Origin of the sequence: Streptomyces sp. x-80, assembly GCF_046549095.1 — a bacterium.
Taxonomy (GTDB): domain Bacteria; phylum Actinomycetota; class Actinomycetes; order Streptomycetales; family Streptomycetaceae; genus Streptomyces; species Streptomyces celluloflavus.
On sequence record NZ_JAJPWM010000017.1, the window covers coordinates 214,658 to 223,562 of the forward strand.

11 protein-coding genes are annotated in these 8,905 nt (G+C 66.2%); all 11 read left to right on the top strand.

Translation table 11 applies throughout. The annotated features are described in order from the left end of the window. Positions 1-43: 43 nt before the first annotated feature. Entirely contained in the window at positions 44-244 is a 201-nt protein-coding gene (locus ACLJWH_RS30415; protein WP_411144979.1) for a hypothetical protein, read from the top strand. A gap of 53 nt (positions 245-297) precedes the next feature. Further along, entirely contained in the window at positions 298-876 is a 579-nt protein-coding gene (locus ACLJWH_RS30420) for a hypothetical protein (protein ID WP_411144980.1), read from the top strand. A gap of 164 nt (positions 877-1,040) precedes the next feature. After that, the gene (locus ACLJWH_RS30425) at positions 1,041-2,321 is read left to right on the top strand and encodes a hypothetical protein (RefSeq protein WP_411144981.1); all 1,281 of its coding nucleotides are present in this window, start codon (positions 1,041-1,043) and stop codon (positions 2,319-2,321) included. Between the two features lie 476 nt (positions 2,322-2,797). Continuing rightward, positions 2,798-3,640, top strand: coding sequence for a hypothetical protein (locus tag ACLJWH_RS30430; RefSeq protein ID WP_411144982.1), 843 nt, complete (start codon positions 2,798-2,800; stop codon positions 3,638-3,640). 162 nt (positions 3,641-3,802) lie between these two features. Beyond that, positions 3,803-4,507 (top strand): hypothetical protein, encoded by a 705-nt coding sequence (locus ACLJWH_RS30435; protein ID WP_411144983.1) that lies wholly within the window; start codon positions 3,803-3,805, stop codon positions 4,505-4,507. Then, positions 4,504-4,695 carry a hypothetical protein gene (locus tag ACLJWH_RS30440; RefSeq protein ID WP_411144984.1) on the top strand — a complete coding sequence of 64 codons (192 nt, stop codon included), beginning with the start codon at positions 4,504-4,506 and terminating at the stop codon, positions 4,693-4,695. Before ACLJWH_RS30435 ends, ACLJWH_RS30440 begins: the two co-directional genes overlap by 4 nt. Continuing rightward, positions 4,688-4,933 carry a hypothetical protein gene (locus ACLJWH_RS30445; protein ID WP_411144985.1) on the top strand — a complete coding sequence of 82 codons (246 nt, stop codon included), beginning with the start codon at positions 4,688-4,690 and terminating at the stop codon, positions 4,931-4,933. Before ACLJWH_RS30440 ends, ACLJWH_RS30445 begins: the two co-directional genes overlap by 8 nt. 91 nt (positions 4,934-5,024) lie before the next feature. Next, positions 5,025-5,159 (top strand): hypothetical protein, encoded by a 135-nt coding sequence (locus tag ACLJWH_RS30450; protein WP_411144986.1) that lies wholly within the window; start codon positions 5,025-5,027, stop codon positions 5,157-5,159. Next, entirely contained in the window at positions 5,152-5,658 is a 507-nt protein-coding gene (locus ACLJWH_RS30455) for a hypothetical protein (RefSeq protein ID WP_411144987.1), read from the top strand. The genes ACLJWH_RS30450 and ACLJWH_RS30455 overlap by 8 nt, the downstream gene beginning before the upstream one ends. A gap of 40 nt (positions 5,659-5,698) precedes the next feature. After that, positions 5,699-8,173 (top strand): phage/plasmid primase, P4 family, encoded by a 2,475-nt coding sequence (locus ACLJWH_RS30460; RefSeq protein ID WP_411144988.1) that lies wholly within the window; start codon positions 5,699-5,701, stop codon positions 8,171-8,173. A 28-nt stretch (positions 8,174-8,201) separates the two neighbouring features. Next, the coding region (locus tag ACLJWH_RS30465; RefSeq protein ID WP_411144989.1) for a DNA cytosine methyltransferase at positions 8,202-8,905 on the top strand (704 nt) is incomplete at its 3' end.

Genomic DNA, 8,905 nt, shown 5'->3' on the forward strand with positions numbered 1-8,905 from the left:
CGGCCCACACCATCACTCACAGCAACAACAGGGGGTTCCCAACATGGAGTTCGTCAAGTCGCACGCTGCCCGCCTCTACACCGTGGCCGTGGCCGTTCTCGCGCTCGTGACCCACTTCGTCCCGTCACTGCCGTCCGCGCTCATCCTGGGTGTGGTCGCTGCTGTGCTGGGCACCGGTGAGGCGGTCCAGCGCCTTGAGGACCGCAAGACCCTGGCCGCGTACGCGGGCAAGTACCGGCCATAGGCAATCGGCTCCCCAGAGCGCAGGTGAGACCAACTCACCGAAGGGGACTGGGGATGACCTATCGACACGTCGCACTCATGGGCCGGGCCGGGTCGGGCAAGGACACCATCGGTCGGCGGCTCGCGTCCGCCTGGGCCTTCACACGGGTTGCCTTCGCAGACCCGCTCAAGGACATGGCACTCAGCCTTGACCCTGTGGTCATGTACGAGCCCGCCGGATACGGTCCGCTGCCCGTTCGCCTGACTCAGGTAGTCCGGCGCTGGGGCTGGGACAAGGCCAAGAACACATGCCCGGAGATCCGGCGCACCCTTCAACGCCTGGGGCAGGCTGCCCGTGATGAGAACCCGGACCACTGGGTTGATCTCGCCATGGACAAGGTGGCCGTTGCCGACACGTGGAACCTCCCCGTGGTCGTAACCGACGTACGCCACGCCAACGAATGCGCGGCGCTCAGGGCTCGTGGCTTCCTTCTCGTTCGGGTGAACCGGCCCGGCGCCCCGAACCTGGGAACGAACGCGAATCACGAGAGCGAGACCGCGCTGGACAAGCACCCGGCGGACCGCACGGTGACGAATGCCGGGAGCCTCGCTGAGCTGGACTGTGCCGCTGACCGGCTCGTTCGGTACCGGTGACCGATGGATGGCCCCTCACCCCAGGCGGGTGGGGGGTTTTCGTCGTTTCCAAGCTACTCACGTGAGTAGCTTGTTTCCGTAAAGTGGTTACTGGGGGCCTGAGTTGCTGCTACGGTTTTCCAGAAAATGCGGGACGGGGCAGTAGGGGGGTTGGCGTGGTGTCTGTGACGAAGCCGAAGGGCTTTGAGGTCTTCTACCTGGCCACGGGCAAGGTCGTGCACACGGCCCGGGGTGCCGACATCCGCACGTTGTGCAACAAGCCGATCAACGGTGTTCGTCACTGTGGCACCCCCTACGTCACATGTACTCCGTGCGTAAGGCTCGTTGCCGCCATGGCGGCGGACGAGAAGCAGGAAGCTGCGCCGAACGCCCGCCGGCGCAAAGCAGAGCTTGAGATCACCGTTGAGAACCAGAACACACGGGAGAAGGCCCACATGACCGCGAACGACGCGATTACGGCAGAGGTCAAGGCGAACGTTGAGCGGGTCCGCTCGCACATTGCGGACGGGGCCGACGCGGACGCGGTGGCGGAACTCGTCATGGTGACCGAAGGGCTTCTCAAGGACCTCAAGGGAACCGGGTCCGTGAAGCTCCGGAGCACGCTCCGCGGCGAACTGACGGACGCCCTCAAGGTGATGGGGCCGGAAGCAGCGGACGCCGAGGAGCCCGCCGGGGACGTAGAGAAGCCTGGAAGCACACCGCTTTTCGAAGGCACCATCATCACGCCGGAGATGGAAGCGCTCGTTGCCAAGGGCGCGGAGGCGGCCCTTGAGGGGATCAGCCTGGGCGTGAAGATGCGGGAGATCGGCAAGACGGTCTTCCAGATCATGTTGGCCATGCGCAAGGAGAGCGAATACAAGGAGCTGCCGGACCTCAACGCCGGGGCGAAGGCCACCCGCGACCGCGCCAAGATGATCTATAACCGAGTGAGCGATGCGCTCGCCGTGGACGACGTGGACCGGGCGGACGCGCTGGACGAGCTGAAGCGCTCCGTCCAGAACAAGCGCTCTGACGTTCTCGTTGAGTACCTGCGTGGTCTCGACGTGGACAAGGAAGCGGGCCTTGAGGAGGTCACTCGGTACTACCCGGAGGCCGCTGCCGCGTACCTCAAGGCCAAGGAGAAGGAGACGGAGGAGAACCCCGCAAGCCTCACGGAAGCCGTGTACGAGCTGTACGCGGCACGGGACATCGAACTTCCCCGCAAGGGGCGTACTGAGATCGAGCGGGAGCGCCGCGCTGCCGCGAAGGAGCTTGAGGGCGGGAAGGCGGATGAGTCCAAGCTGACCCCCGAAGCCCGCCTTGAGAACTACTTCACCACGATCCAGGGGGAGTTGGACAAGGCGGAGAAAAACGCGGCGAAGCTCAACGGCACCCAGAAGCGCAAGGTCCGCAACAGGCTCAAGGCGCTTGCCGCGCGTGCTCAGGAGCTGTCTGAGCAGATCTGACCCAGCAGTTGCCCGTAGCCCCGTCGGACCCCAGCGGACCGGCGGGGCTTTCGCGTACCCGAAGGAGACCACCGCATGACATCCGAAGAGCGCATTGCCCGCCTTACCCGGCTCGTTGAAGACCTCCTCACATCACCGCGGCGAGCGGAGGAGCTAGCGGACGAGATCCGCGCGGCGCTCGCTGACGTTGCGGCCATTCCGGCGGAGGAGCGGAAGCGCAGGTACGAAGCTGTCCGCCAAGCCGCCCACACCGCGTTTCACCGGGGCCGTGGCCGGGGCCGGCGGTAGGGCAGCGTCGGCAGAGTGACGAAGTGCCGGAATGACGAGTGGTTTGGTTCCAGGCAGGAGACCAGCCACTCATATATAGGGCTGCATTGCGGGAGGACCGTCATTCCGGCACTCCGTCACTGCCTGGGCAATCGACCCACCAGACCCGTGGTGACCCACTCACCACGAGCCTGAAGGGGGCCCGACCCATGGGCCAGATCCGAACCATCACCCGAAGCGGCAGCCGCTTCTACTTCGACCCCGAAAAGCCTGACCTCAAGGTTCCCGGCGTCACGTCCGTGATCTCCATGCTTCCGAAGCCGTTCTTGCAGCACTGGGCGGCCAAGATGACCGCGGAACTGGCCATTGACTCCATCGACTTCGTGGCATCCATGGCGGAGCGCGACCGTCAGGGCGCCGTTGACTACCTCAAGGGCGCCGCCAGGCGGTACACGAAGCGCCGTGCTGACGTGGGCTCCGCTGCCCACGACCTGTTTGAGCGCATGATTCGGGGTGAGGCCCTGGGCCGCGTGCACCCGGACCTGATCCCCTACCGCGACCACTTCGCGGAGTTCCTTGAGGCGGTCAATCCCCAGCTTGTCCGCGCCGAAGACGTGGCGTGGTCGGATCAGCACGGGTACGCCGGGAGCTTTGACGCCATCCTCAACGTGTGGCTGGACGAGAACGGGAAGCCGACCCCGGACCGCTCCGGGGAGCGGCACGCCGTGATTGCGGACTGGAAGACGTCGAAGGCGACCTACCCGGACGTGGCGCTTCAGATGTCCGCGTACGCGCACGCTGACCGGATCATCGACGCCCAGGGCGTGAGTGAGCCCATGCCGGAGCTTGACGGTGCGTGTGTCCTCCACATCACGGACGAGACATGGGCTTTCAAGCCGGTCCGTATCGACTCCGCCGACGTGTTCGCCACCTTCCTGCGGCTCCGCCAGATCTTCACCTGGGACCGCGAAACGTCCAAGACCGTCATTGGCCGGGCCATCGCCCAGGCTGCCGCCAAGCTCGTGACGGGCACCCAGCGCCGCGCCAAGTAGACCCGCCTCCGCCCCCGGTGACTTCGGTTGCCGGGGGCTTTCGCATCGTCCCCAGGCCGTGGGCAATCGGCCCCCTAGACCCCGGGTGAAGGAGGAAGGCGCGGCCGGCCCAGAGTCCCGCCCTTCCCCCTGATCACTCAACACCCCAGGGGGAGAGCGCATATGGCGCTTCAGATTTTCGCCACCGACCCGGACGCCAAGCCGAAGCCGAAGCCGGAGCACGAGTTCAGCAACGACTACGCGTTTCAGTTCCGGTCGGGCATGGTGGTCAAGAAGAAGCCCGTCAGTCTCGCCAACTGGCGCGTGCTGACCGGCGACCCGACCGTTGCCGACGCTATCGCCCAGCTCATGGGCGGCGCCGTTGAGGAGTACGACCCGACGAAGGAAGCCAATCTTCAGGTCCTGACGGACACCCCGTCCGTGGAGATCGTCATTGCCGGTAGCAAGGCGATTGAAGACAAGCTCATCCTCTGGGGCCGTACCGGTCCGGTCCACGAGTGCGACGGCGTGAGCTTCCTGTCCCCGCCGGAGCGCAAGGGGGAGCCGTGCGGCTGCCCGAAGCTCATGAGTGAGCGCAAGGACGCGGCCCGTCAGGGCATCGGCCCGGCCCCGTCCATCAACGTGACGTTCCGTCTCGCCCATGACTACGAGCTGGGCAAGGGCAAGCTCATCGCTTCCGCGTGGACGCTCGCTGAGGTCATTCACGAAGTCAAGGACGCGCTTGACGCGGTTGAGGGTGAGGCCCTGTGCCGGCTGACCCTGGAACACGTCAGTTTCATCAACGGCTCCGGTGAGAAGGTGGACTTCCGCAAGCCCGTCATCGAGGTACTGGGCGCGTACGACGACGCGATTGCAGAGGAGCGGTGACCGGGCACCTTCCCGGTCCGCACTCGACTGTGAAGACGGGGGCCGGGGAGTTCGCCACGCTCCTTCGGTCCCTGCCGGACCCGGCGCTCAAGGCGCCGCTCTGGGAATGGAAGCCGGGTGCGATTCCGCATGTGATCCACGAGCGACGACGACGTTTCGGCGTGGACGAGGAATTCGTCTATGGGTAGGCGTGGGACGGTCTCCGACTACGCAGGCAACGAGCTGTACCGGGGAGATCTGATCACCTACGGTGCGCGGCAGGGAAACAGGGTCCGCAAGGTGGACGGCATCCTTCGCCCCATGCTTCTCGTACAGCCGACCGGGGCCGAATCGGGCTTCGTTCCGCGTAAGCGGCTGCGGAAGGAATGGATCTCGAACGAACACGCGCGGCTGTGCCTGTCCAACGTGACGGAGCGCGACGCGTAGACCGCAAGGAAGGGCCGGACGGAACCCGCTGGGTGCTGTCCGGCCTTTCGCATTTTCAACCTACTCACGTGAGTAGGTGCAAGGGGGAGGAATGAAAACGCAGATCTCCGGAGCGGCGCTGAACTGTGAGCCCTTTGCGCTCGCCTTGGCTGGCTCACTCGCACTTGCCGCACTCGCCTTCCTGCTGGTGGTCGCCTTTGCGCTGTGGGGGTGGTGGCGTGGCTAACCCCAGTAAAACGCGGGGGACCGCGTGGGAGTCCGCCGTTCGTGATCACCTCAACGAAGCCCTGGGGCTTGTTGACGAGACGGGCAGGCTCAAGGACATCTTCTCTGCCCTCAACGTCAGGCGGGCCGCCCAGGAAGGCGTCAAGGACGTGGGCGACGTGCACTGCCCGCCCTTCGTCCTTGAGTGCAAGGACGTGAAATCCCCGGCGGTCCCCACGTGGCTCCGCCAGGCGCACGTTGAGGCGTTCCACGCGGGCTACCCGTACGGCGTGGTGGTGCACAAGCTTCGGCGGGCCAACGTCCGTCTGGGCAGGGTGCACTTCGGCGTACGGACGTGGACGCGGGTGCGTGTCGCCCTGGGGGTGTCCACGCGGGAGATGTGCGAGCGGTACGCCTTTGCTCCCGCGGTGCGCGGTCTCGACTCCGGCCGCTGGTACCTGACTACCGACGTGGAGCACTTCACCCAGCTCGTTGCCGACATGCGCGCCGGGGTGCCGTAGGCAATCAGCGCCCCAGAGACCGGGTGAAGGAGGCGCGCACATGCTTTTCACTCACCTACTCGCCCGGTTCTCCCAGGTCTCTGAAGAGGCGGACGGGGGTTATCTCGCCTTGTGCCCCGCGCACGGGGATTCCCGTCCGTCACTTCGGATCTGGCGCGGGGATGACCACAAGGTCCGTTTCGTCTGCCGGGCCGGCTGCCGCAACGAAGACGTGATCGGCGCCGTGGGGCTCCGCTTCCCGGACCTGTTCGACTCAGACGGGGAGGGTCTGACCGTGTCGTCCGTGCGCCCCCAGCTCGTGGGCGTCGCGGAGACGGCTGCGCTCGCCCGGTACGTGGACGAGTCGGCAACGAAGCTGGGGGACTTCACGGACCATGCCGCCGGGGCGGCGCGGGCGTACGTTGCTCAGCGCTTCGGACTGGTCGTGGAGGCGGCGGCGGACCTCATGCTTGGCGTGGACGCGCCGGGCTACGGCTTCGCCTTCGCGTACCGCTCGCGCTCGTTTCTGGCGTATCCACGTCTGACGGTTCCGCTGAGGGACTTCTCCGGCGTGGTCCGGGGGCTTCAGGGCCGGGATCTCACTGGGCAGTGCCCGGGGCGGTGGCTGAGCCTGATGAACCCGGAAGGGATGCACTGGGCCGCGTACGGCGTGTTTCGCGGCGGAGGCGGGTACGGCGTCACCATCGTCACGGAGGGGCCCGGAGACGCGCTCACCGTGACAGGCGTGGGCTACGACGCGGTGGCCGTACGGGGCGCGAGTCTGGCCGGAAATCCGGACCTGATCCGGGAGTTGGCTGACGGACTCAGGGGCTCCCAGGTCATCGTTGCCGGTGACCACGACCCGGCGGGGGCCGGGTTTACCCAGCGCCTGGCGGAGGGACTTGCCGCCTACGGATTGGAAGTCTTTGCGCTAGACATTCCCACGGCCGGCCACGACCTGACCCGGTGGCGTGAGGACGACCCAGCCGCCTTCCCCACGGCTCTGCACCGGGCGGTGAAGGCAGCCTGCCCGATCAATCCGGTCGGCAGCGCACTTGTTGACGGCGCCACGGGGGCACTCGTTCCGGACGCTGACGAAGCCGCCCGTGCGGTCCGCCTCATGACGGAGTTCGCGGAGCGCTACGGCTCGTCCGACGTGCTCAACGCCCATGCCTTGGTTGCCTTCACGCAGGGCACGATCAAGCATGCCCCGGGCCTGGGCTTCTACATGTGGTCCGGGACGGTCTGGGAGCGCAGTGACATCCGTGTCCGTCAGGCCATCCACTACATGGGCGCCGCCCTGACCGTGGCAGCCGCTGAGCTGAGCGCCGCCCACGCGGAGAAGGGCGGGGAGCCCAAGGACGACCCTGGGGCCCGGCTTCAGCAGACCGCCCAGGGCTTCACCCTCACCCGGAAGATCGACAGCCTGATACGGGAGCTGCGGGCGGTTCCGTCCGTCCATGTGGACGCGGCGGCGTTCGACGCCCACCCGGAGCTTCTGACCTTCGCCAACGGCACGGTGGACCTCCGGTCCGGGGAGCTGCGGGAGCACAACAAAGCCGACATGCTCACGTATGCGCTGGATCTCGACTACCGGCCCGAAGCCGAGTGTCCGCGGTGGCTCTCCTTCCTGTCCGAAGTCTTCCCGGACCGGCCGGAGTTGGCCGACTACTTCCGGCGGCTCGTGGGTTACGGGATCACCGGCAGCGTGGCCGAACAGTGCTTCGTGATCCTGTGGGGGAAGGGCGCGAACGGCAAGTCAGTGGCGACCGACACGTTGACCAGCGTATTCCGGTCGGTTACGAAGACCACCGCGTTTGCCACCTTCGAAGAGCGACCCAGCGGCGGAATCCCCAACGACATTGCGGCACTCAGGGGTAGCCGGCTCGTCATGGCGAGCGAAGGCGAGAGCGGAAAGCCCATGTCGGAAGCGATTCTCAAGCGCGCGTCCGGCAAGGACATGATGTCTGCCCGGTTCATGAGACAGGAATTCTTTGAATTCAAGCCCAGCTTCCTTATCGTCCTTTCCACGAATCACAAGCCGCGCTTCCGGGGGCAGGACGAAGGGCTCTGGCGCCGCGTCAAAATGCTTCCGTTTACGAGATGGTTCGCGCCGGAAGAGCGCGATCCCTACCTTGACCAGAAGCTCACAGCTGAGGCTGAGGGCATTGCAGCCTGGGCGGTCCAGGGCGCCATGGAGTGGTACGCGGGCGGGCTTCAGGACCCGCCGGTCATCGCAGATGCCACGCGGGAGTACCGGGAGACCTCCGACGCGCTGAGCGGATTCTTTCCCGGCGTCCTTGATCGACACGACGAGAGCCAGATGCCGGGCGGGGCCGCCTTCAACACCTATCTCGATTGGTGCACGGCGGAAAACCTGCCCGCCAAGGAGATTTGGACGCGGCGTGCGTTCTTCGGGGCCATGGAGGAGCGCGGGGTTGTCCGCAAGAAGACCAACAAGGGCATCGCGCTTGTGGGTGTCCGCCTGGCCGACGACGACGCGATGCCGGCCGGTCTCGGCGTCTTCGCCAAGTAGGCCCACACGTAAGGGGGGTGGGCTCGTCATGCCCATTTTGGAATTGTGCAGCGGTTACGGGGGCCTGGGGCTTGCCGTGGAGGCACTGACCGGGGAGCGCGTGCGCTACGTCGCGGAGATTGACCCGCACGCCTCCCAGATCCTGGCGGCCCGGTACCCGGACGCCCCGAACCTGGGGGATGTGCAGGCCATCAACTGGGCCGCCCTCATTGGAGAAATCGACATTGTCACGGCGGGCTTCCCGTGCCAGGGAATCAGCAACGCCGGACGAAGAGGGGGGCTGAGTGATGCAAGGTCAGCGATCTGGTTCAACGTCCTTGACGCCGTTCGCGTCCTTCGACCGGATTTCGTTTTCTTGGAAAACGTTGCCGCGATCCGGACGCGCGGGCTCGCGGAAGTCCTCGCGGGGCTGGCCGAGAGCGGGTATGACGCTAAATGGATCAGCCTTCGAGCTTCCGAAATCGGAGCACCCCACCACCGAGATAGATGGTTCTGCGTCGCCGTACCTGCGGACGCCAACGGCGAATCTCGGTTCGAATGGCGGAGCCCAACACCCCCTGAAACGACTGAAGAAGATCGAATCTGCGGGGGGGGGGGGGGGGGGGGGGAGGGCGCGCCTGCCCCGCCCGCGCCCAGCCCTTCCGCGCCGTTCGTCACCCTTCCGTCCGCCACACCGAGGAGATCCCTTCCGTGGTCCGCGCCGTCGTACTGCCCGCCGTCAATGCCCCGCTC

What these genes read in the sequence shown, in the direction of transcription:
- ACLJWH_RS30430 (WP_411144982.1), top strand. Translation starts at nt 2,798, where the DNA reads ATGGGCCAGATCCGAACCATCACCCGAAGCGGCAGCCGCTTCTACTTC.
- ACLJWH_RS30460 (WP_411144988.1), top strand. Translation starts at nt 5,699, where the DNA reads ATGCTTTTCACTCACCTACTCGCCCGGTTCTCCCAGGTCTCTGAAGAG.
- ACLJWH_RS30450 (WP_411144986.1), top strand. Translation starts at nt 5,025, where the DNA reads ATGAAAACGCAGATCTCCGGAGCGGCGCTGAACTGTGAGCCCTTTGCG.
- ACLJWH_RS30415 (WP_411144979.1), top strand. Translation starts at nt 44, where the DNA reads ATGGAGTTCGTCAAGTCGCACGCTGCCCGCCTCTACACCGTGGCCGTG.
- ACLJWH_RS30445 (WP_411144985.1), top strand. Translation starts at nt 4,688, where the DNA reads ATGGGTAGGCGTGGGACGGTCTCCGACTACGCAGGCAACGAGCTGTAC.
- ACLJWH_RS30420 (WP_411144980.1), top strand. Translation starts at nt 298, where the DNA reads ATGACCTATCGACACGTCGCACTCATGGGCCGGGCCGGGTCGGGCAAG.
- ACLJWH_RS30435 (WP_411144983.1), top strand. Translation starts at nt 3,803, where the DNA reads ATGGCGCTTCAGATTTTCGCCACCGACCCGGACGCCAAGCCGAAGCCG.